The organism is Kitasatospora sp. NPDC101157 (genome assembly GCF_044768255.1).
Taxonomy (GTDB): Bacteria; Actinomycetota; Actinomycetes; order Streptomycetales; family Streptomycetaceae; genus Kitasatospora.
The window spans coordinates 306,836-327,634 of sequence record NZ_JBIWPL010000005.1 but is presented as its reverse complement, the minus strand read 5'-3'; the positions used below and the strand labels follow the sequence as shown (position 1 = coordinate 327,634).

15 protein-coding genes are annotated in these 20,799 nt (G+C 74.0%); 5 read left to right on the top strand and 10 right to left on the bottom strand.

The genetic code is table 11. The features are described from left to right. Together ACIRVF_RS14050 and ACIRVF_RS14045 are read left to right on the top strand one after the other, a co-directional pair. Nucleotides 1–891 (top strand): hypothetical protein, encoded by an 891-nt coding sequence (locus ACIRVF_RS14050; protein WP_402816530.1) that lies wholly within the window; start codon nt 1–3, stop codon nt 889–891. 95 nt (nt 892–986) lie between these two features. Continuing rightward, entirely contained in the window at nt 987–2,018 is a 1,032-nt protein-coding gene (locus tag ACIRVF_RS14045; protein WP_402816529.1) for an asparagine synthetase A, read from the top strand. A gap of 95 nt (nt 2,019–2,113) precedes the next feature. Here the strand turns inward: ACIRVF_RS14045 and ACIRVF_RS14040 are convergent, their stop codons facing one another. The 5 genes from ACIRVF_RS14040 to grpE form a co-directional block, all read right to left on the bottom strand. Next, nucleotides 2,114–3,754, bottom strand: coding sequence for an AMP-binding protein (locus ACIRVF_RS14040; protein ID WP_402816528.1), 1,641 nt, complete (start codon nt 3,752–3,754; stop codon nt 2,114–2,116). Nucleotides 3,755–3,893: 139 nt separating this feature from the next. After that, nucleotides 3,894–4,133 (bottom strand): chaplin, encoded by a 240-nt coding sequence (locus tag ACIRVF_RS14035; RefSeq protein WP_402816527.1) that lies wholly within the window; start codon nt 4,131–4,133, stop codon nt 3,894–3,896. A gap of 92 nt (nt 4,134–4,225) precedes the next feature. Continuing rightward, the gene (locus ACIRVF_RS14030; RefSeq protein WP_402816526.1) at nt 4,226–4,543 is read right to left on the bottom strand and encodes a hypothetical protein; all 318 of its coding nucleotides are present in this window, start codon (nt 4,541–4,543) and stop codon (nt 4,226–4,228) included. Continuing rightward, a complete protein-coding gene (locus ACIRVF_RS14025) occupies nt 4,540–7,122 on the bottom strand; it encodes an Hsp70 family protein (RefSeq protein WP_402816525.1) in 2,583 nt (860 codons plus the stop codon). The genes ACIRVF_RS14030 and ACIRVF_RS14025 overlap by 4 nt, the downstream gene beginning before the upstream one ends. Nucleotides 7,123–7,163: 41 nt before the next feature. After that, on the bottom strand, nt 7,164–7,937 hold the full coding sequence (gene grpE, locus ACIRVF_RS14020; RefSeq protein ID WP_402816524.1) for a nucleotide exchange factor GrpE: 774 nt from the start codon (nt 7,935–7,937) through the stop codon (nt 7,164–7,166). 41 nt (nt 7,938–7,978) lie between these two features. On the opposite strand from grpE, the gene ACIRVF_RS14015 reads away from it, so the two are divergent. Further along, nucleotides 7,979–9,202, top strand: coding sequence for an RNA-guided endonuclease InsQ/TnpB family protein (locus ACIRVF_RS14015; protein ID WP_402816523.1), 1,224 nt, complete (start codon nt 7,979–7,981; stop codon nt 9,200–9,202). A gap of 32 nt (nt 9,203–9,234) precedes the next feature. On the opposite strand, the gene ACIRVF_RS14010 is transcribed toward ACIRVF_RS14015, so the two are convergent. Continuing rightward, nucleotides 9,235–9,660 carry a hypothetical protein gene (locus ACIRVF_RS14010; RefSeq protein WP_402816522.1) on the bottom strand — a complete coding sequence of 142 codons (426 nt, stop codon included), beginning with the start codon at nt 9,658–9,660 and terminating at the stop codon, nt 9,235–9,237. 80 nt (nt 9,661–9,740) lie between these two features. Further along, on the bottom strand, nt 9,741–14,084 hold the full coding sequence (locus tag ACIRVF_RS14005) for a hypothetical protein (RefSeq protein ID WP_402816521.1): 4,344 nt from the start codon (nt 14,082–14,084) through the stop codon (nt 9,741–9,743). A 209-nt stretch (nt 14,085–14,293) separates the two neighbouring features. On the opposite strand from ACIRVF_RS14005, the gene ACIRVF_RS14000 reads away from it, so the two are divergent. Together ACIRVF_RS14000 and ACIRVF_RS13995 are read left to right on the top strand one after the other, a co-directional pair. After that, complete coding sequence (locus ACIRVF_RS14000; protein WP_402816520.1) at nt 14,294–16,084, top strand: serine/threonine protein kinase; 1,791 nt, start codon at nt 14,294–14,296, stop codon at nt 16,082–16,084. Nucleotides 16,085–16,182: 98 nt separating this feature from the next. Next, nucleotides 16,183–16,923: a hypothetical protein gene (locus tag ACIRVF_RS13995; RefSeq protein ID WP_402816519.1), complete on the top strand. Its 741-nt coding sequence runs from the start codon at nt 16,183–16,185 to the stop codon at nt 16,921–16,923. Between the two features lie 131 nt (nt 16,924–17,054). On the opposite strand, the gene ACIRVF_RS13990 is transcribed toward ACIRVF_RS13995, so the two are convergent. The 3 genes from ACIRVF_RS13990 to ACIRVF_RS13980 all read right to left on the bottom strand — a co-directional run bounded on the left by ACIRVF_RS13990 (nt 17,055) and on the right by ACIRVF_RS13980 (nt 20,781). Then, nucleotides 17,055–18,089 (bottom strand): ABC transporter ATP-binding protein, encoded by a 1,035-nt coding sequence (locus ACIRVF_RS13990; protein WP_402816518.1) that lies wholly within the window; start codon nt 18,087–18,089, stop codon nt 17,055–17,057. Continuing rightward, nucleotides 18,086–19,648: an ABC transporter permease gene (locus ACIRVF_RS13985; protein WP_402816517.1), complete on the bottom strand. Its 1,563-nt coding sequence runs from the start codon at nt 19,646–19,648 to the stop codon at nt 18,086–18,088. Before ACIRVF_RS13985 ends, ACIRVF_RS13990 begins: the two co-directional genes overlap by 4 nt. A 68-nt stretch (nt 19,649–19,716) precedes the next feature. Further along, complete coding sequence (locus ACIRVF_RS13980) at nt 19,717–20,781, bottom strand: iron ABC transporter substrate-binding protein (RefSeq protein WP_402816516.1); 1,065 nt, start codon at nt 20,779–20,781, stop codon at nt 19,717–19,719. Between the last annotated feature and the right edge of the window lie 18 nt (nt 20,782–20,799).

Here is a 20,799-nt window from a genome sequence, read left to right as displayed (position 1 = left end):
ATGCCAATCGTGACGACCATCGTGGGGCAGGGCCTCGCGGCCCACCGGGCCTGGGCCTCGCTGCGGCGCTGCGAATCCTTCGAACTCTACCGGGAGACGGGCCCCCGCGGCGTCCCGGGCGCCGACACGGCTGCGACCGAGACCTGGCGGGACCTGCTCGCGACCCCGGAGATCGACCTGTTCGTCCTCGCCGTGCCCCCCGCCGACCGGGTCGCCCTCGGGCAGGCCGCCCGGGGCGCCGGAAAAGCCGTCCTGCTGGAGGAGGGGCTGCCGCTCTCCGCGGCCGAGATCGACCAACTCGCCGAGGACGACGGCGAGGGCGCGGCCCCCGTCGGCATGGTGCTGCCCCTGCGCGGCCTGCTGGCCGCCGGGAACGGCTTCCTGGACCGGAGGTGGACGTCCGGCACCTGCGGCGGGCTGGTCCTCTCCGGATCCGCCCCGGCCCCGCGCGGGCCGGCGGACGCGGCGGACGACGGACAGCTGCCCGAGGCCCTGGTGCGGACCGTCAGCCCGTACCTCGACCTCGCCTGCCAGCTGTTCGGCAGGCCGGTCTCCGGAAGCCTCGGCGGGGCCGGAACCGGCTCGGCCGCCGGGAGCGTCGAGTTCGAGTCCGGCGCGCGGCTCTCCCTGGCGGTCACCGTCCGCTCGGCCGTCGAGGCGGCCAGCCTGACGATCACGGACGTCGACCGGTGCGTCACCCTGCGGGGCCGCGAACTGCGGATGGAGGACACCGGCGGGGTGGTGTCCCGCGGCGTCCCGCCGCTGGAGGACCTCCGGCTCTCCTCCTACGCCGACATGGCGCCCGTGGTGACCGGGGACCGCCCCACCGGCCACCACTCCCCCGAGTCCACCCGGGCACTGGCCGACTGCCTGGAGCTTCTCCGGGCCTGACCCGTGACGGGAAACGGGGCCGCCGCTCCGCATTCCCGCAACAAGACCCGAATTCACCGTGCGACAACCCGCGCACCGACAACTGGAGGACGTGAATGTCCGTCAACCCGACCGGGACCGTCGTCGCCCCCCGCTCCTGGGCGACCCCGGAAAAGCACTACCTGACCGTTCTTGAGAATCCCTGGTACCGCAGTCTGGCGGTCCTCCAGGACATCGTCACCCACAGCACCACGGAGTTCTGGACCAAGCGGGGTGCGCGCAACCTGCACCTCCCGGTGACCACCGGATCGATCTCCAGCCCGATGGGCCGGGGAAGCGACAGCTCGCCCGTCCAGGTCGAGCTGGAGGGCGTTCCCACCTACCTCGCCGACTCGATGCAGTTCGTCCTGGAGTTCGGCTGCCGGCTGGCCCCGGAGGGCTCCTACTACCTGATGCCGTCCTTCCGCGGTGAGGCGGCGGACGAGACCCACCTGTGCCAGTTCTTCCACAGCGAGGCGGAGATCGCAGGCGGCCTCGACGACATGATGGAGGTGGTCGAGGCCTACCTGCGGCACCTGGCCGGGGCCCTGCTCACCCACGGCCGCGAGGCCGTGACCGGGATGGCCGGGACGGTGGGGCACCTGGAGGAGCTGGCCGGCAGCGGCCCGCTGCCGCGGATCGCCTTCGAGGAGGCGTACGCGCTCCTGAAGGACCGGCCCGGCACGGTCAAGGAGCTGGAGCCCGGCTGCCGGAGCCTCACCCGCCAGGGCGAGCGTCTCCTGATGGACAAGTTCGGCGGGTACGTCTGGCTGACCCACCCCGACCACCTGAGCGTGCCCTTCTACCAGGCCTTCGACCCGCAGGACCCCACCAAGGCGCTCAGCGCCGACCTGCTGTTCGGCGTCGGCGAGACGGTCGGGGCGGGAGAGCGCCACACCGACGTCGCCGACCTGCGCCGCGCCCTCGAACTGCACGAGGTCTCCGAGGAGGCCTACGAGTGGTACGTCATCATGAACGAGCGCCACCCCATGCGGACCTCCGGCTTCGGGCTCGGCGTCGAGCGGTTCCTGCTCTGGGCGACCCGGCACGACGACATCCGGGACCTCGCCCTGCTGCTGCGCTTCAACGGCGCGGACATCCTGCCCTGATCCGGCGGCCCGTCCCACCGGGCGGGGCGCGGTACTGAGCGCCGGTTCACCGACGGCCCGACCCCGGCGGGGCGGGCCGTCGGTGTCTTCGCAGCTCAGAGGCCGAGGATGCGGACGGCCATCTCCCGCATCTCGACCTTGCGGATCTTGCCGGTGACCGTCATCGGGAACTCGTCGACCACGTGCACGTAGCGCGGCACCTTGACGTGGGCGAGCCGGCCCTCGCAGTAGGCGCGCACGGCTTCGGCGGTGAGCGGCTCGGCGCCCTCGCGCATCCGGACCCAGGCCATCAGCTCCTCGCCGTACTTCGGGTCGGGGACGCCGATCACCTGGACGTCGAGGACGTCCGGGTGGGCGTGGAGGAACTCCTCGATCTCGCGCGGGTAGAGGTTCTCGCCGCCGCGGATCACCATGTCCTTGATCCGCCCGGTGATGGCGAGGTAGCCGTCCGCGTCCATCACGGCGAGGTCCCCGGTGTGCATCCAGCGGGCCGCGTCGACGGCCTCGGCGGTGCGCTCCGGCTCGTCCCAGTAGCCGAGCATGACGGAGTAGCCGCGGGTGCACAGCTCGCCGGGCTCGCCGCGCGGGACGGTGCGGCCGGTGGCCGGGTCGACGACCTTGACCTCCAGGTGCGGGCCGACCCGGCCGACCGTGGAGACCCGCCGCTCGACCGGGTCGTCGGTACGGGTCTGGGTGGAGACCGGCGAGGTCTCGGTCATGCCGTAGCAGATCGACACCTCGGCCATGCCCATCCGCTCGATGACCTCCTTCATCACCTCGGTCGGGCAGGGCGAGCCGGCCATGATGCCGGTGCGCAGGCTGCCGAGGTCGTAGCGGGGGAAGTCGGGGTCGGCGAGTTCGGCGATGAACATGGTCGGCACGCCGTACAGCGAGGTGCAGCGCTCGGCGGCGACGGCGGCCAGGGTGGCACCGGGCTCGAAGGAGGGGGCCGGGATGACCGTGCAGGCGCCGTGCGAGGTGGCGGCGAGGTTGCCCATCACCATGCCGAAGCAGTGGTAGAAGGGCACCGGGACGCAGATCCGGTCCTGTTCGGTGTAGTTGAGCAACTCCCCGACGAAGTAACCGTTGTTGAGGATGTTGTGGTGCGAGAGGGTGGCGCCCTTGGGGAAGCCGGTGGTGCCCGAGGTGTACTGGATGTTGATCGGGTCGTCCGGCGCCAGCTCGCCCTGGCGCTCGGCGAAGAGGGCGAGCAGGGCGGGATCCGCCGTGCGGCCGGCTGCCAGCAGGCCGTCCCAGGCGGGGCTGCCGAGCAGCACCACGCGTTCCAACCCGGCGCAGCGCGGCCGGACTTCCTCGATCATCCCGGCGTAGTCCGAGGTCTTGAAGCTCTCGGCGGCGACCAGCAGCCGGATCCCGGCCTGGTTCAGCACGTACTCCAGCTCGTGCGCCCGGTAGGCCGGGTTGACGGTGACCAGGATCGCGCCGAGCTTGGCGGTGGCGTACTGGGTGAGTGTCCACTCGGCGCAGTTGGGGGCCCAGATGCCGACCCGGTCGCCCTTGGCGATCCCGAGTTCCAGCAGGCCGAGGGCCAGCGCGTCGACGTCGGCCGCGAGTTGGGCGTACGTCCAGCGGCGGGCGGTGGCCCGGTCGACCAGGGCGTCGCGGTCGGGGAAGGCGCGCACCGCGCGGTCCAGGTTCTCCCCGATGGTGTCGCCGAGCAGCGGGACGTCCGAGGGGCCGGAGGCGTAGCTGCGCGGGGTCGGCGTGGTCGGCACGGGCTGGCTCCTGGGTGCGGCGGTGCGGGACAGGCCACCATGGTCGCGGTCCCGAACCCGCGCCGCCACCCCCGAACGGGGGTACCGACACCACGCCGGGGCCGCCCGTCGGATCCGACGGGCGGCCCCTGTGCGCGGGTCAGCCGTTGATGCAGATGTTGCCGAACGCCGGGTTGAGCAGCCCGATCACGTCGATCGAGTTGCCGCAGACGTTGGCTTCGAGGTTGATCGGGATCTGGATCTGGTTGCCCGAGAGCACACCGGGCGAGTTGGCGGCGACACCGTTGGCGGTCGCGCTGCCCGCGGCGGCGGTGCCGGCACCGGCCAGGACGGTCACCGCGGCGAGCGCGGTGGCGACGAGGGTGGTGCGAATACGCATTGCGTGACTCCTTGTGAGGGTGGCAAACGTCCGTGTGACGATCACACTCGCACCGATCGAACGCGACGGCAGGTCAGGAGGGCCCGGATTGGTCAGTCCGGGGGCGTGTCGCCGTCCCGGTCGGCCCCCGACACCCCGGCGGGCCCGGACACGCTGAGTGATTCCAGCAGCTCCCGGGCCGGTTCCAGCCCCGGTTCGGCCTCCACTGCCCGGTGCAACAGACCATGCGCCAGACCCCCGTCACCGGCCGCCAGCGCGTCCAGCGCCCGGTTGTAGTCGATCCGGGCGGCGTAACGCAGCCGGAACAGCACGCTCAGATCCTCCCGGCAGGACGGGCAGCCCAGTGACTGCCGGTCGGCCGGCACCCTGCAGAGCGGGCACAGGACCTCGGGAAGGGGCTCGCCACTCATCGCGGACCCGCCTCCTCCGGACGGACCGGCCCGAGCGACTCGGCGGCCGGCTCGCTGCCCAGCTCCCGCTGCGCCTGCGCGTACAGGGCCAGCAGGTTCGACATGTGGGTGTTGACCGCCTCCATGTTGGGCGCCTCCACCGCGTCGTCCAGCCCGCGCAGCTCCGCCATGATCCGCTGCGCCAGGGCCGGCGAGATCATGTTCTGGCTCACGTAGACGTTGCACATGGTGAGCATCCGGAAGGTGTGCCCGAGGGAGTCGCACAGCTCGTCCGCCTTCTGGGCCGCGCGCATCGCGCCCTCCCAGTCGGCCGCCTCCCGGCGCAGCCGCAGCTCGGCGGCCACCGAGCGCAGCCGGTCGAGGTCGCTCGGGTCCAGGTGCTTCTCGCAGTAGTGGATGAACAGGCTCAGGTACGCCTCCGATCCGCGCACCCAGCGCTGGGCCTTGAGCTGGCGCTGCGCCCGCTCCAGCGCCTCGTCCACCGACTGGCCGCGGGTCTGCCCGGCCGCCAGGTCGTCCAGCGCGTCCATCAGCCGCTGGGCCTCGCGCATCTCGGCCTCGGTGAGCTCACCGCCCCAGCGGTCGGTGAAGGTCTCGATCTGCCGCTGCTGCTCCTCGACCTGCACCTTCAGCTCCGGGTCGAGGGTGACCCGCTCCAGCTTGACGGTCTTCTCGGCGCCGCCCTGGATCCGTACCGACAGGGTGATGGTGCGGTCGCGGTCGAGGCCGAAGGAGACCTCGACCGGGGTACGGCCGCCGAGTCCCTCCGGCAGGCGCAGGGTGAGGTGGCCGATGAGCTCGTTCTGCTGGGCGATCTCGTGCTCGCCCTCGTACACCGCGATCTCCAGGCGCTGGCGGCCGCTGCCGGAGACCACGAACTCCCGGCTGACCGGCGAACTGGTCGGGTAGCTGGTGTTCTTGGGGATGATGACGGCCAGCCGGCCGTCGTTGAGCTCGATGCCGAGGTTCTTCGGGGTGATGTCGAAGGGGTTGGTGACCTGCATCAACTCACCGCAGCCCGCGCAGATTTCACTGCCGGGAGGGTTCACCCTGGAGCAGGAGGCGCAGCGCAGGCCGACGTCCTCGGCGGCGCTGGAGGCCACCTTGGTCTGACCGGGGGCGGCCGAGTTGAGCGCCTCGCCGCACAGTTCGCAGGCGGTGACGCCGGGGGCGGCCGGGGTGCCGCAGCGCGGGCAGTTGTCGCCGCGCACCACGGTGGTGGCCTGGGACTGCTTCGGGACGGCCGTCCCGCCTGCCGCTCCGCCCGTGGCCGAACCGGCCATGTCCTGGCCGCACTTGGGGCAGTCGGACGCCGCGGCGTCCACCGGGATGTGGCAGGTCGGGCAGGAGACCCGGTCACCGCCGAGCAGGGAGGTGGCGCAGTTGGAGCAGTTGGAGGCCGAGAGGTCCCCGGGAGCCCGGCACTCGGGGCACTCCACCTCGCCCACCAGCGCGGACTGCACGGCCGCGCCGAGCGCCACGCACTGCATCGGGTTGACGCCGCGCTTGATCCGGCGGGTGCCGAACACCTCGCCGAGCCGCCGCTCGACCAGCGGGATCGAGGTCGAGCCGCCGACCAGCACCACTTCGTCGATGTCCCCGACGGTCAGGTTGGCTTGCATGATGGCCTTGTGGGTCAGCTCGATGGTCCGCTCGATCTGGGCCTCGATCAGCTCCTCGAAGCGGGCCCGCTCGAACTCCGTCTCCAGGACCAGCTGTCCGGCGCCCAGACCGGGCAGGATGACCTCGGAGGACTGCTGGTTGGAGAGCTCGATCTTGACCGTCTCGGCGGTGGAGGCGATCTTCGGGCGGTCGCGCAGGTCGGGCTGGTAGTCGGAGCCGTACTCCTCCCGGATGTCCTCCAGCAGCGCGGTGGTGATCGCGCGGTCGAAGTCGTCACCGCCCAGCAGGTTGTCGCCCTCGATGCCGAGCACCGAGACCGAGCCGGGCACCAGCAGCAGGATCGAGATGTCGAAGGTGCCGCCGCCCAGGTCGTACACCAGGACGGTGCGGCCCTCGTCGCCGGCCTCGCTGGCCAGCCCGTACGCGAGCGCGGCGGCGGTCGGCTCGTTGATGATCCGCAGCACGTGCAGGCCGGCCATCCGGCCCGCCTCCTGGGTGGCGGCCACCTGCCGCTCGCCGAAGTAGGCGGGGACGGTGATGACCGCCCGGTGGAAGGGCTCGCCGAGGCGCTGCTCGGCGTCCTGCTTGAGCCGGTGCAGGATGATCGCGGAGATCTCGATCGGCGTGTAGGAGCGGCCGTTGAACCAGACGTTGACGTCGCCGTCGGTGCCCGCGGTGACCTTGTAGTCGACCTCCTTGAGGGCCGCCTGCACCTGCGGGTCCTTGAACTTGCGGCCCATGAAGCGCTTGACCGAGCGGATCACGTTGGCGCCGTCGATGGCGATCCGGCTGCGCGCGGTCGAGCCCACCAGCAGCTCGCCCTTGCGGCCGCTGCCGACCACGGAGGGCGTGGCCTCCTGGTTCTGCCGGTTGAATATGATCTCCGGCTCGCCCCGGCGCAGGTGGGCCACCACCGAGTTGGTGGTGCCCAGGTCGATGCCGAGTGTGCGGTACATGTCGTTCCCCTCTTGCCCCTCGTGGTCCTGCTACGTCCTGGCTACTTCTTGCGCTTGGCCCGCTTGGCCGGCCGGCCCGGCGCCTTGGCCTGGCGGCGGACCCGGGGCGGGACCGGCCTGGCCGGGGCCTCGACGGGCTCGGGGGCGGGTTCGGGGTCGGTTGTGGACTCCGCGGCGGGGTCGGTTGCGTCCGTTGCGGGCTCCGTTGCGGGGTCGGCTGCGTCGGCTGCGAGGGCTTCCGGTTCCTCGGGCTTCTCGGGTTCCACAGGATCCTCGGACTGCTCCGGCCCGATCAGCCGGACCCTCGGGTCCTCGACCGGCGGCAGGGCCGACTCCGGTGCGGCCACGACCACTTGGGCCCGGCGCAGCACCTCCTGCTCCCAGAAGAACCCGGTCACCACCGTCTGCACCACCGTCTCGGGCGCCACCCCCGGCCGTACCTCGGTGCCGACGATCTCGGTCAGCGCCGGGTCCGCCGCCAGCCCCTCCAACCGCATCGGCTTCACCCCGGCCTTGGCCAGCCGGCCGAGCAGCCGCCGGCGGGTGGCCTCCAGCCCGGCCCCGCGACCGTGCGCGACCAGCTCGCGGTCCAGCCCGAGCGCGGCGAGCGCGTCGTCCACCTCGACCAGCACGCCCAGCAGTTCGCGCTGCGCGGCCCGGGCCTGCTGCTTCTGCTCGGTCAGTTTGTTCCCCAACAACGATGCCCGGAAGAGCAGTTGGGTGAACTTGGCCTCCAGGTCGACGGACTCGACCCCCGGCGGGACCTCCAGCGGCCGGTGGCCGTCGAGTACGGATGCGGTCGGCGCGTCGGTCATCAAGCCCCCCTTTCACAAATTGACGACATATCATGTGAGACGTGACCACCACCCACGTGAAGCGGGCGTACAAGTTCCGCTTCTATCCGACCGATGCGCAGGCAGCTGAACTGTCGCGCACGTTCGGGTGCGTGAGGAAGGTCTACAACATGGCGCTTGCGGTCCGCACGGAAGCATGGACGCAGCGTCAGGAGCGAGTGAACTACGCCGCCACTTCTGCGATGCTGACGGCGTGGAAGAAGACCGAGTCTTTGGCGTTCCTCAGCGAGGTCTCCTCTGTTCCGCTCCAACAGGCACTTCGGCACTTGCAGGGGGCGTTCTCCAACTTCTGGCAGAAGCGGGCGAAGTACCCCCGGTTCAAGTCGAAGAAGAAGTCCCGCGACAGCGCCGAGTACACCACCTCTGCGTTCCGGTACCGGGACAGTCGCCTCACGCTGGCGAAGATGGCCGAGCCACTGGACATCGTGTGGTCGAGGCCGTTGCCTGACAGTGCGAGCCCGTCCACGGTGACTGTCAGCCGCGATGCGGCCGGACGTTGGTTCGTCTCGATGCTGTGCGACGACCCCGATATCAAGCCGCTCCCCCAAGTGGACGCGGCGGTGGGGATCGATGCCGGTATCACCAGTCTGATGACGCTCTCCACCGGAGAGAAGATCACCAACCCGAGGCACGAACGCCGCGACCGGGAACGCCTGGCCAAGGCTCAGCGGGAACTCGCCCGTAAGGCCAAGGGCTCCGCCAACTGGGAGAAGGCCCGCAGGAACGTCGCCCGCGTCCACGCAAGGATCGCCGACCGGCGCAGAGACTCCCTGCACAAGCTCACCACTCGAATCGTCCGTGAAAACCAAACGGTCGTGATCGAGGACCTGACGGTCCGCAACATGCTCAAGAACAAGCGCCTCGCCCGCGCCGTATCGGACGCGAGCTGGGCCGAGCTGCGGACCATGCTGGAGTACAAGGCACGCTGGTACGGCCGCAACCTGGTGACCATCGACCGGTGGTTTCCCAGCTCCAAGCTGTGCTCGGCCTGCGGAACCATCCGCGACAAGATGCCGCTGAACATTCGGGAGTGGGAGTGTGACTGCGGAGCGGTCCACGACCGGGACGTGAACGCGGCACGCAACATCCTGGCCGCCGGACTGGCGGTTGCAGCCTGTGGAGACGGTGTAAGACCTCAACGGAGCACTCCGGACGGGCGGTCGTCGGTGAAGCAGGAAGTAGTCCCACCGCGGCGCCAACGCGCAGCGGCTCAGCCGCGAGGCTGAGGGGAATCCCTCTCGCTCGCGGGAGGGGGAAGTCAATCGGGCACCTCGATCTGCGGCAGCACGGACAGGTCGGCCGCGTAGCGGGCGGGGACGGGCGGTTCGGGGTCGGCGCCGCCGGGGGCGGGCTCGGCGAAGTCGGCGGCCGCCTCGGCCCGGTGCAGCGCGAGCAGTGCCGGGGCCGGGGGCAGCCCGGGGCGCTCGATCACCAGCAGCGGTTCGGCGAGCGCGGGGGCCAGCAGGTCGGCGGCCTGGTCGACCGGTTCGGGCGGCAGCGGCTGCTGGAGGTCGACCTCCAGGCGCCGGTCCGGGTTGCGCAGCAGCGCGGCCGCGTCCTGGATCTGCTGGCGGCTGAACCGGCCCGCCTTCAGCGCCTTCCCGACCGAGAGGTTGATCTCGCGCACCCCGGCCGTGAGCGGGATGCCCAGGACCTCGTACGGCGACGGTTCGTGCAGTGGCATGGCGGGCGGTCTCTCTCCTCACGGCTCGGGGTTCAGGTGCGCTCTTCGTTCCGACGGCGCCGACGGCCGTGCGGTTGCGTTCAGCTGAGCTTCGCGATGCGCTGCTGCAGGGCGCGCAGCTCCCGATCGCGCGGGTTGTGCGAGACGGCCCTGTCGATCGCCGCCCGAGCCAGTTGGTAGTCGCGGGCGTTGGCCTGGGCGACGGCCCAGGAGCTGTAGACCACGGCGAGTTCCTCGTGCAGCTTGGTGTTGTCCGCCGGGCCGGCGGCCAGGGCGAGCGCCTCCTCCAGCAGACCGACCGCGGCGGCGTAGCGGCGGGCCTCGAAGTGGGTGATCGCCTCGCCGCGCCAGACGCTGACCATCAGCCGGCGGATGTCGGTCGAGTCGTCGTAGGACAGGGCCTTCTTGAGCATGTCGGCCTGGGCGGCGAACGGTTCGTCCCGCATGTGGTCGATGACGTGGTTGGCGAGCATCACCGAGATCCGGCGGTCGGCCTCCCTCCCGGCGTCGCCCTCCCACTCCGGGTCCCAGAGCAGTGCCTGGATCATCTTGCCGGTGGCGCGGGCCCGGTCGTCGGCGAAGGCGGCGGAGCGGGCGAGCTGGCGCAGCACGAAGGCCATGCCGTGCCGGTGCTCCGGGTCGTCGTTGAGGTCGATCAGCTGCTTCCACAGTCCGACGGCCTCGGTCAGCTCCTCGTCGGAGGCGTCGACCCGGCTGAGCTGGCCGGCCCGGTTGCCGAGGGCGGCTTGCAGGAAGTGCTTGGCGGTCGGGTCGCCGGGGGCGAGTTCGAGGCTCTTGGCGAGCAGGTCGAGGGCGCGCGGGTAGTCCTTCTCCTCGTTGTTGATCTTGCGGGCCCACTGGGCGTAGGTCGCGCCGAGGTCGCCGCGCACCTCGGGGTCGTCCGGGGCCAGCGCGTAGGCCCGCTCCAGCAGTTCGGCGGCGCCCGCCTGGTCGTCCACGGTGCTCTTCAGCAGGGCGCGGGCGGCCCGTACGCCGGACTCGGCGGCGATCCGGGTCGTGTCGGCCGGCAGCACGAGGCCGGGCACGGCCCGGGCCCGGGTGAGGCACTCCAGCGCCTCGCGCCAGTCCTGGTTGCGGTGGTGCTCCCGGGCCTGGCTGACCAGCGCGGCGCGCAGCAGCGCCTCCCAGGCCGCGTCGCGCGCGCCCTCGGCCACCGTGTCCAGTGCGGCCACCGCGGCGGCCTGACGGCCCTGGAGGTGCAGGTACTGCTGCGGGCCGAGCGCGCCGAACAGGGCCAGGGCCCGGGTGAGCGCGGACGCGGATGCGGACGCGTCGGGAGCCGGAGGGCGACGCCACGTCCGTACGGCCTGCTCGAAGGCCTCGGCCCAGGCGGCGGTTTCGGGCTCGCCGCGCAGCAGTCCGTCCAGCACGGGGCCGACGACCAGGCGCCGCGGCGGGCACCCGGGCAGGGTGATCCGGACGTCCTCCTGGGCGAAGGCGTCCGCGGCGTGGGTCTCCATGCCGAGGCGCAGCGTCCAGGCGGTCACCTCGTCGCCGCTGCGGCCCGCGGCCCGGTCGAGGGCGCGCAGGTCCTCGCGGAGACGGTCGGAGAGCGCGCTGCGGGCGGCCGCCATCCGCTGCGGTTCGGCCGGGCGGCCGGTGATCCGGGCGGTCTCCGCCCACAGCTCCTCGCGGTGCAGCGCGGCGACCAGGCAGCCGACCGTCCAGGCCCAGACCTGCTCGTCCGGCGCCTCGGCGGCCACCGCGTACCGGTAGCCGGCCAGGCCGAGCGCGTGCAGCAGGCGGGGGTGGGCCGGGTCCTTGAGCAGCAGCTCGCGATAGGCCCGGTACGCCTCGCCGTGGCGGCCCTCGGCGGCGTGCTGGTGGGCCTCGTGCTCAGCCAGCAGCACCAGGGCCCCGGCGGCCTGCGGGTGGCCCGGCGCGAGGGTGAGCGCCTGGCGCAGGTCACCGGCCGCGCGGCCGGGCTGCTCGGCGGCGAGGGCGGCGCCGGCCCGGCGGACCAGCACGGCGGCCCGGGCGGTGGTGGCGTCGGCCGGGATGTCGTCCAGGGCCTCGTCGAGGCGGCCGAGTTCGGCACGCAGCAGGGCGAGGTCGAGCCGCACGGGCGCGCCGGCGGCGCCGGCGCCGAGCGCCTCGGCCCAGGCCGCCAGGACGGGTTCGGCCCGCTCGGGGGCACCGGCCCGGCGGGCGCAGTCCAGGAGGGCGCGCAGGGCGGGGCCGGTGCAGTGTGTGCAGCGCGGTGAGGCGGCCCCGGCGGGGGCGTGGAGGTGCTCGGTGCAGGCCTCGCGGCCGCAGCCGCCGCAGGTCCCGGTGGCGGGGCGGGCGCACGCCGCGCAGTCCCCGACGGGAGCGGCGGTGGCGGGGACGGCGGCGGTGGCGGCAGCCGTGGGCGCGGGCACCGGCCCGGGCTGGGCCGGGATCCGGCCGGCCACCTGGGTGGGGGCGTCACCGGCGGGGTGCGCGGCCGCGGCGGGCCGCACCGGGCCGGTACCGACGGCCCCGGCGCCACCCGTGCCGATGGCGCCCGCACCGGCCGTACCGCCCGCACCGCCCGCACCGACGGGCCCGGCGCCACCCGTGCCGGTGGCGCCCGTACCGGCGCTCAGGAAGTGCCGGTACCAGTCCAGCGCCGCACCCCAGTTGCCCGCCCGCTCGGCGAGCAGGGCGCGCAGCCGGGCGAGGGCCGGGTCGCCCGCCGGATCCGGGTCGAGCGGGCCGAGCAGGGCGATGGTCTGGACCGGACGGCCCGCCAACAGGGCGGCGGCGGCCAGGTGGTAGCGGTCGCGGAGCCCGCCGGCCGCGTCGAGCAGGGTGCTGACCTGGTCGGTGGAGCCCTCGGCGAGGGCGAGCGCGGCGCGCAGCCGGGCCTGCCGCTGGGTGAGCGCGCCCGGCAGGGTGTCGGCCAGGGCGAGGGCGGCGGCCGCCGCTTCGCGGGCCTCGGCGCGGTCGCGGCCGGTGATCAGCAGGTGGGCGGCCTCGCGCAGGGCGGCCTCGCGCTGGGCGAGGCGGTAGCCGGGCGCGGCGGGGTGTTCGGCGGCGGCCCGCTGCCAGAGTGCGCGGGCGGCGGCCGGGTCGGTGGGCAGCAGGGTGCGGGCCAGCCGGTCGCGCGCGAGGGCCTGGCGGTCGTGCAGTTCGGGGTCGTCCAGCGCCTCCCAGCGGGCCAGGGCGCCGGCCGGGTCGTCGGTGCGGGCGAGGGCGAGTCCGTGGTGGTAGGCGGCGATCCGGCTCCAGCGGGAGTCCGGCTGGTCGTCGGCCTCGGCGCGCAGGATCGGTTCGGCCTCGGCGGCCTGCCCGGCGGCGGTCAGGGCGGCGCCGAGCCGGACCCGGGCGGGCCGCCAGTCGGGGGCCTGGCCGAGGCCGGCGCGGTAGTCGGCGGCGGCCTCGGCGTGCCGCTGGGCCCGCTCGTGGACCAGGGCGAGGCCGAACCGGGCCGGGGCGAAGGAGGGTTGGACGGTCAGGGCGGCGGTGAACTGCTCCCGGGCCTGGTCGTCGGCGCCGAGCAGCAGGGCGAGCCGGCCGAGGGCGTAGCGGGGGCGCGGGTCGCTCGGGCTCTCTCCGGCCGCCGCGGCGAGGTCGGCCCAGGCCGCGTCGGTGTCGCCGAGCCGCTGCCGGGCGAGGCCGCGGAAGAGCAGGGTGTCGGTGCGCAGCGCCGGTCCGCGGCCCCACGGGGAGGGCTCGCCGGGGCCGCGCCGCAGGGCCTCGTCGAAGGCGGCGACGGCGGGTTCGTCCCGGTGCAGGGTGAACAGCTGGGCGCCCCAGCGGAACCACAGTTCGCCGCTGCCGGCGGGGGCGGCCGCGGCGAGCAGCGGTTCGGCCTCGGCGGCCCGGTCGGTGGCGCGCAGCAGGGCGGCGCGGGCGAGCACCGGCCAGTCCTGGCCGGGGAGAGCGGCGAGGGCCCGGGCGGTGGCGTGGTCGCGTTGCTGGGGGCCGGCGTCGCGGCACAGCTGCTGCAGCCACTGCCGGGCGCGGGCGGCGGCCTCGGCCTCCTCGCCGGGTTCGGCGCCGGTGGCGGTGGCCTGGAGGAGGGCGAGGACCGGTCCGAGGTCGCCGTCCGGGGCCTGTATCCGTTCCCCGGCGAGGCGGCGCAGGCTCCAGCGGGGCAGCTGGCGGGCCGGGTCGGTGAGCAGCGGGAAGGCCTCGCGGTGCAGGGCGAGGGTGGCCTGCTGGTCGCCGGTGGGGATGGTGGCCTCGGCCTGGCCGAGCAGGGCGAGGCCGCGCTGGGTGCGCAGTTCCTCGGGCCCGGTGGCGAGTTGGCGGGCCAGCCGGGCGTAGCGGCGGCGGGCCTGCGGGGCCTTGCCGGCCGCGAGTTGCTCGGCGGCCGCGCCGAGCGCCTTGGCGACTCCGGCTGCGTCCAGGGTGGTTCGCCTGCGGGCGAGCACCACTGCGGCGGCCACACCGGCCAGTGCCACCACGATGATCAGCAGCACCGCGAGCTGCGCCATGCACCGTCCCCCTGCGCTTCGAGAGCGTCCCACTCCATGATCAACATCCCCCGTACGATCATGAGTTGACGTTGTTTCGTGATGTTGCTCGGGCGCCCATCAGAATAGGCCCTCCCCCGGGCGGACGAACAGAAATGAGCACTATCCTGGGCGGGCGCAGGCTGCTGGACTGCTGCGCGTCCACAGCGGTGAGAAGCGTCGGGGGTCGTGTGTCCGAGTCTCGTTGGGTTCCCGGGCTCCGCTTCGGGCCGGAGTTCGACCCCGAACAGTACGAGCTGCTGGAGTTCCACCACCGGGGCGGCGAGGCCGAGGTGTGGCGGGCCGTGCGCACGGGGCACAACGGGATCAAGGAGCTCGTCGCCGCGAAGATCATGCTGGAGCGGGACCCGTCCGAGGTCCGGCGCTGGCTCGGCCGCTGGGACGACGTCTCGCACAACGCCCACCGGCTCGGCGTCACCGACCTGGTGGTGCCCAGCTTCCTGCTCGGCCCCTCCCCGCACCGGCCCGGCACGGTGCCCTCCGGCGGGCTGCTCGGCTACCAGATCTCGCCCTGGGTCGAGGGCGTGCCGCTGCACACCTGGGCCCGCACCCAGCGCGGCGGTCCGGCCGCGGTGGCCGAAGTGCTGGCCCGGCTCTGCCGGATCGTCGACGAGCTGCACCGCAAGCGCTGGGTGCACCGCGACATCTCCCCCGCGAACGTCCTGGTCGACGACCAGGGCCTGGTCAAGCTGATCGACCTGACCTTCCTCGCCCCGCTCGACCACACCCTCACCGTCGCGGTGTTCACCCCCGGTCACGTCCCGCCCGAGGCCGAGCAGGTCGGCGGCTTCCCGACCACCGCCAAGGACCTGTTCGCGGTCGGCACCCTCGCCCGCACCCTGCTGCTGCCCGACCACGGCCGGCTCGACCACCGGCTCGCCGCCGAGCAGGCCCGCGCCGAACTGCTGGCCGCCGGGTACGGCGAGGAACTCGCCCGCTGGGCCTGCGAACCGCTCGCCCGCGAGCCCGATCGCCGCCCCGCCCCGCTCGGGCCCTGGGCCGCCCGGGGCCGCGAACTCCTGCGCGCCCACCGGCCGGTGGCGCGGACCGCGGGCCTGGCCGTGCTGCCCGACCGGTCCGGCCGGCCGCTGGTGGTCACCGGCGGCGCGGACGGCACCGCGCTCGCCGGGCCGGGACGCACCGGCCACCGGCTGCCCGCCGGCCAGGGTCCGGGTGCCGTGAGGGAGTTGGCGGCGGGCTGGGCCGGACGCCAGGGCGAACTGGTGGTCTGCGCCGAGGACCGCTCCGGCACCCTCTGGGTCGGCACCGCGGCCGGCTGGTGGGAGGCGGCCCGCGGGGTCAGCGGCCTCGCCGGGGCCGTCGGCGCGGCCGGGGAACTCACCGCGTGGACCGCCGCGGCCGGCGCCCTGCGCTCCTACCGCTGGGCCCCCGGCCTCACCCTCACCGGCCAGGAACACCCCGGCTGCCCCGCCGACCGGGTCCTCGCCGCCGAGGAGGAACGGCCCGGCGCCTGGCTGCTCCTGGTCGAGCACCGCGAACGGGTGCTCAGCTGGCGGCCCGGCTCCGGCGAACCTCCCGTCCCCCTCGGCCCGCCCGGCACCCTGCGCGCCGGGGCCCTCGCCCGCACCTCCGCCGGGCCGCAGGCCGCCATGCTGCGCGCGGACGGCTCCGTCCAGCTCCACACCCTCGGCGCCCCCGGCACCGGCACGGAGATCGGCGACGGCGAACCCGCACTCGGCATCGCCATGGTCGGCCACCGCGGCGGCCCCACCGTCGCCCTGGCCGGCGCGGGCGGCGTCCGGCTGCGGCTCCCGGCCGGCGGCGCCTCCCGGCGCCCGCGCTGGTGGCGGCCCACCCTGCGGCCCGCGACGCGGGTCGCGCTCACCATGGGGGACGACTGGCGGCTGTGCCTGGCCGCGGTGGTGGAGGGCGAGTTGCAGGTGTGGCAGGAGGACGCGGCCTACCGCTGGCAGGCGGTGGAACTGCCGGAGGAGGCATAGGGGCGGGCCGGGCCGTTGCCCGGAACCGGCTTCACACCTCGGGGTCGGCCGGATAGTGTGCCGACGCTGACGCGCTCTCACGTGGAAAAAAGAAGAACATGCACATCCTGGAAGACCCCTCGGGTCTGTCCCTGCGCGCCCTCGCCCTGCTCGACCGCACCGGATGCCGCCAGGAACCGGAGGAGCCCAGGCTTCCCACCGAACTGCTGAGGGTCCGCGACCGCAGGGGTCGGCTGATCCCCGCGCCGATGGAGCTGGTGATCCGGCGCGAGGGCTTCGCGCAGCGGTACGGCGGATTGCGCTACACCGTGCGGGAGAGCCTCGCGACCGCGAAGGACGGGCGCTCGGAGCACAGCCTCACCTGGAAGCACGAACTGGGGTCGTACGTGTGGCCCGACCCCGTCCGGGGGTGGTTCTTCGACTGGAACGGGCCGAGCGCTGCCCACCCGATCCGCTACCTGGCCCACACCGACGGGCGCGTGGGAGCCGAGAACACCGTCGGCGACGGCGTCTTCCAGGAGATGGCGGCGTCCATGCTCCACCGGATCGAGTCCCACGCCATCCTGGACGAGGTCTCGGCCTGGGATCCGTGGCCGATCGGCCACGGCCTCGCCATCGCCCGGCACCTGGACAACCTCCGCGAGGTCGCCGAGGCGTCGGGCCCCGTGCGGCGCTGGCGGATGTCCGATGCCGTCGCAGTCATGGAGTTCGCCTACGTGAGCCCGACCTACCCGCGCGGACGTCAGGCGTTGATCTGGTCCCGGGGCGAGGAGGGGCACCGGCAGGTCAGCGCAGCAGCCGAGCTCGCCGCCAGAGCTGCTGACCAGCAGATGGCCTGACGGCCGGCCGCGATCTGCCGTCATCGACGGCAGATCGCGGGAAGACCCCACTCGCGTGAGCACCGGGCGGCCTCCGGGGCCGCGAGGGCGGGCGCCACAGGGTGGAGGCAGGTACGGCGCCCAGGGCCCGGTCAGGGCTGCGGCAGCAGGTGGACCGGGCCGAGGGCGCTGACGTGGGCCACGGTGCCGGCCGGCCAGGGGCGGTCGGCGGAGGCGATGAGGACGTCGGGCAGTCCGGGGGCTTCGGGGCGGAGTTCGACGCGGTGGTCATGGCCTCGGAAGTCGCTGCCGATGACCTTGGCCGGGGCGGAGCCGTCCACCGGGTGGGCGGTGAGGCGGAGTTGGCCGGGGCGGAGCAGGGCGAGTGCGCTGCCGTCGGCGGTGCCGGGGGTGGCGAGTGGGAGTGGGCCGAAGGGGGTGAGGGCCTCGGCTTCCGCGACCTTCGCGGGGATCAGGTTGGCCTCCCCCAGGACGGTGGCGACCGCGGCGTCCGCCGGGTGGTGGTAGAGCTCGTGCGGGGTGCCGGCTTGGGCGATCCGGCCGTCGCGCAGGACGGCGATGGTGTCGGCGAAGGAGAGGGCCTCGTCCTGGTCGTGGGTGACGAGGACCGCCGTCGTCCCGGACTGCCGCAGCGTGGCGGCGACTTCGCGGCGCAGGTCGGCGCGCAGGGCGGCGTCGAGGGCGGCGAAGGGTTCGTCGAGCAGCAGGAGCCGGGGCCGGGGTGCCAGCGCCCGGGCGAGGGCGACGCGCTGCTGCTGGCCGCCGGAGAGCTGGTGCGGGCGGCGGTCGCCGAGGCCGGGCAGGCCGACCAGGTCGAGCAGTTCGCCGACCCGGGCGCGGCGCTGGGAGCGCGGCAGGCCGAAGCCGATGTTGGCGGCGACGCTCAGGTGCGGGAAGAGCGCGCCGTCCTGGGGCACGAGGCCGATGCCCCGGTGTTCGGCGGCGAGCCGGCTGCGGCCGTCATCCAGGACGCGGCCGTGCAGCTCGACCTGCCCGGCGGAGGCCGGGTGGAAGCCGGCCAGTACCCGCAGCAGGGTGGACTTCCCGCAGCCGGACGGCCCGAGGACGCAGGCGAGGGCGCCGTCGGGCACGGTCAGGTCGATGCCGTGCAGGACCGGGCTGCGCCCGTGGGCGGCGTGGAGGTCGACGACGGACAGTCCGGTCACTGGTTCTCCCCAGGACGGCCGAGGTTTCGGCGGGTCAGCAGCAGGACGGAGGGCACGGACAGCGCGACCATCAGCGCCGCGTAGGGCGCGGCCGCCCCGTACGCGAGGCCGCTGGTGTAGACCCAGAACTGGGTGGCCAGGGTCTGGGTGCCGGTGGGGCGCAGCAGCAGGGTGGCGGTGAGTTCGGTGGAGGCGGTGAGGCCGACCATGGCGACGGCCGCGCCGAGGCCGGGCAGCACCAGCGGGAGGGTGATCCGGCCGAGGACGGCGAGCGGCCGGGTGCCGAGCGAGCGGGCGGCCTCCTCCACGCCGGGCGGCACCTGGGCGAGGGCGGCGCGGACGGCGGTGAGCGCCAGCGGGAAGAACAGCAGGACGTACCCGAGGACGAGCATCGGCGGCTGCTGGTACAGGGGTTGGGCCCAGCGGACGGCGAAGAAGACCACCGAGAGGGCCACCGCGATGCCGGGCAGCGCCCGGGTGAGGTAGGCGATCCGCTCGACGGCCCGGGCCGGCCGGGTGCCGCGCCGCCAGCCGTACAGGGCGACCGGGACCGCGGCGAGGGTGGCGGCGACGGCCGCGCCGAGCGCGTACCCGAGGGTGGCCAGGGTGGCGCCGAGGACGGAGGCGGAGGGCAGGGTGGTGGAGCTGCCCTTGATCAGCCAGTACGTGAGCGCGTAGAGCGGCACCCCGAGCGAGACGCCGACCAGCCCGGTGACCGCGAGCAGTGCCGGAGCGGTCCAGCCGCCGAGCCGTACGGGCGGGGCGGGCCGGGCGAGGGCGCCGTGCCGGGTGACGCGCGCCCGGCGGCCGGCCCAGGCCTCCAGGGCGACCAGCAGCAGGGCGAGCGCGACCAGCACCAGGGTGAGCAGGGAGGCGGAGGCCGCGTCGAAGCCCAGTTTGTACTGGGTGAACACGGCGGTGGCGAAGGTGGTGTAGCGCAGCATCGCGAAGGCGCCGTACTCGCCGAGCAGGTAGAGCGAGACGAGCAGCACGCCGCCGGCGAGTGCGGGCCGGGTGAGCGGGAGGGTGACCCGCCACAGGGTGGCGAGCCGGCCGCGGCCGAGGGAACGGGAGACCTCCTCGGCGGCGGCGTCGCCGTGCCGCAGGGCGGCCGCGACCGGGAGGAACACGAGGGGGTAGAGCGAGCAGGTCATCACCAGCACCGCGCCCCAGTAGCCATGGACGGAGCGGAACAGCGAGACCCAGGAGTAGCCGCGGACGAACTCCGGTACGGCGAGCGGCAGGGCGAGCGCGACGGTCCAGGCGCGGCGGCCGGGCAGGGTGGTGCGTTCGACCAGGTAGGCGGCGCCGAAGCCGAGGACGGCGGTGGCGAGGGTGACGGCGGCGGCCAGGCTCAGGGTGTGCCAGAGCAGGGTGGCGATCAGCGGGCGGCCGAGCAGCCGCCGTGTCTGGTCCCAACCGGCCTGCGCGGCCTGGGCGATGACGAAGCCGAGCGGCGAGGCGACCACCGCGACGACGGCGACGGCGACGGGGGCGAGCAGGCCGGTGGCCCGCCACCGCCACCGCGGCCTCGGCCCGACGGCCGGGGTCGTCGCCACCGAAGTCGTCCCCATGGAAGTCGTCCCCACGGAAGTCGTCCCCATGGAAGTCGTCTGCTCGTGGGTCGTCACTGGAGCAGGCCGGCGTCCTGGAGCAGGCCCAGGGCCTGCTTGCCGTCGCCCAGCTGCGCCGGGTCGGCGACGGTGCCGATGGTGTCCAGGGCGGGCAGTTCGGGCTTGCCCTGCACGCCGCTGACCAGCGGGTACTCGTAGCTCGCCGAGCCGGCGATGACGGTCTGGGCGGGGGCGGAGGCGAGGTAGCCGAGGAAGGCCTGGGCGGCGGCCTGGTGCTTGCCGTGCTTGAGGACGGCGGCGCCGGAGACGTCGACCAGCGAGCCCGGGTCGCCCTTGGGGAAGTAGTGCAGCGTCGCGTGGGTCTCGGCGGCGCCCTTTTCGTCGCGCATCCGGTAGAAGTAGTAGTGGTCGATGACGCCGCCCTCGATCTCGCCGCTGTTGACGGCGGCGGAGAGGGTCTCGTTGCTGTCGTAGACCTTGGCGTTGTCCTTGAGGCCCGTGAGCCACTGCTTGGTGGCGTCCTCGCCCTTGGCCTTGAGCACCTGGGTGACGACCGGGGCGAAGTCGGTCTCGCTGGGGGCGATGCCCAGGCGCCCCTTCCACTCGGGCTTGGCGAGGTCGAGCACGGAGGCGGGCGGCGCGGTGTCGGCGGCCTTACCGGTGCCGGTCAGGAAGGCGGAGGTGCGGGCGGAGACGCCGACCCAGTCCCCGCGGTCCGAACTGTCGTTGGCCGGTACGGACTTGAGGGTGTCGGGGGCGACCTTGGCGAGCAGGCCCTTGTCGCCGAGGACGGTGAGCGCGGGCGGGTTCTCGGCGTAGAAGACGTCGGCCGGGGAGGCGTCGCCCTCCTGGAGGATCTGGTTGGCCAGTTCGGCCTCGTCCCCGGAGCGCAGCTCGACCTTGATGCCGGTGCGCTTGGTGAAGTCCTCGGTCAGGGCCTTGACGGTCTGTTCGTGCTGGCCGCTGTAGACGGTGATGGTCTGGCCGGTGCGCGCCGTACCGGAGGCCGCGGGGTCCGCGCTGTCCGTGCTGCCGCCCGAGCTGCCGCAGGCGGTGAGGGCGAGCGCGCAGGCGGCGAGGAGGGACAGGGCGGCGAGGGGCCGGGCGGTTCCGGGCATGGTGGGGGTCCTCCGAGG

What these genes read in the sequence shown, in the direction of transcription:
- ACIRVF_RS14050 (WP_402816530.1), top strand. Translation starts at nt 1, where the DNA reads ATGCCAATCGTGACGACCATCGTGGGGCAGGGCCTCGCGGCCCACCGG.
- ACIRVF_RS14045 (WP_402816529.1), top strand. Translation starts at nt 987, where the DNA reads ATGTCCGTCAACCCGACCGGGACCGTCGTCGCCCCCCGCTCCTGGGCG.
- ACIRVF_RS14035 (WP_402816527.1), bottom strand. Translation starts at nt 4,133, where the DNA reads ATGCGTATTCGCACCACCCTCGTCGCCACCGCGCTCGCCGCGGTGACC.
- ACIRVF_RS14030 (WP_402816526.1), bottom strand. Translation starts at nt 4,543, where the DNA reads ATGAGTGGCGAGCCCCTTCCCGAGGTCCTGTGCCCGCTCTGCAGGGTG.
- ACIRVF_RS14025 (WP_402816525.1), bottom strand. Translation starts at nt 7,122, where the DNA reads ATGTACCGCACACTCGGCATCGACCTGGGCACCACCAACTCGGTGGTG.
- grpE (WP_402816524.1), bottom strand. Translation starts at nt 7,937, where the DNA reads ATGACCGACGCGCCGACCGCATCCGTACTCGACGGCCACCGGCCGCTG.
- ACIRVF_RS14010 (WP_402816522.1), bottom strand. Translation starts at nt 9,660, where the DNA reads ATGCCACTGCACGAACCGTCGCCGTACGAGGTCCTGGGCATCCCGCTC.
- ACIRVF_RS14005 (WP_402816521.1), bottom strand. Translation starts at nt 14,084, where the DNA reads ATGGCGCAGCTCGCGGTGCTGCTGATCATCGTGGTGGCACTGGCCGGT.
- ACIRVF_RS13995 (WP_402816519.1), top strand. Translation starts at nt 16,183, where the DNA reads ATGCACATCCTGGAAGACCCCTCGGGTCTGTCCCTGCGCGCCCTCGCC.
- ACIRVF_RS13980 (WP_402816516.1), bottom strand. Translation starts at nt 20,781, where the DNA reads ATGCCCGGAACCGCCCGGCCCCTCGCCGCCCTGTCCCTCCTCGCCGCC.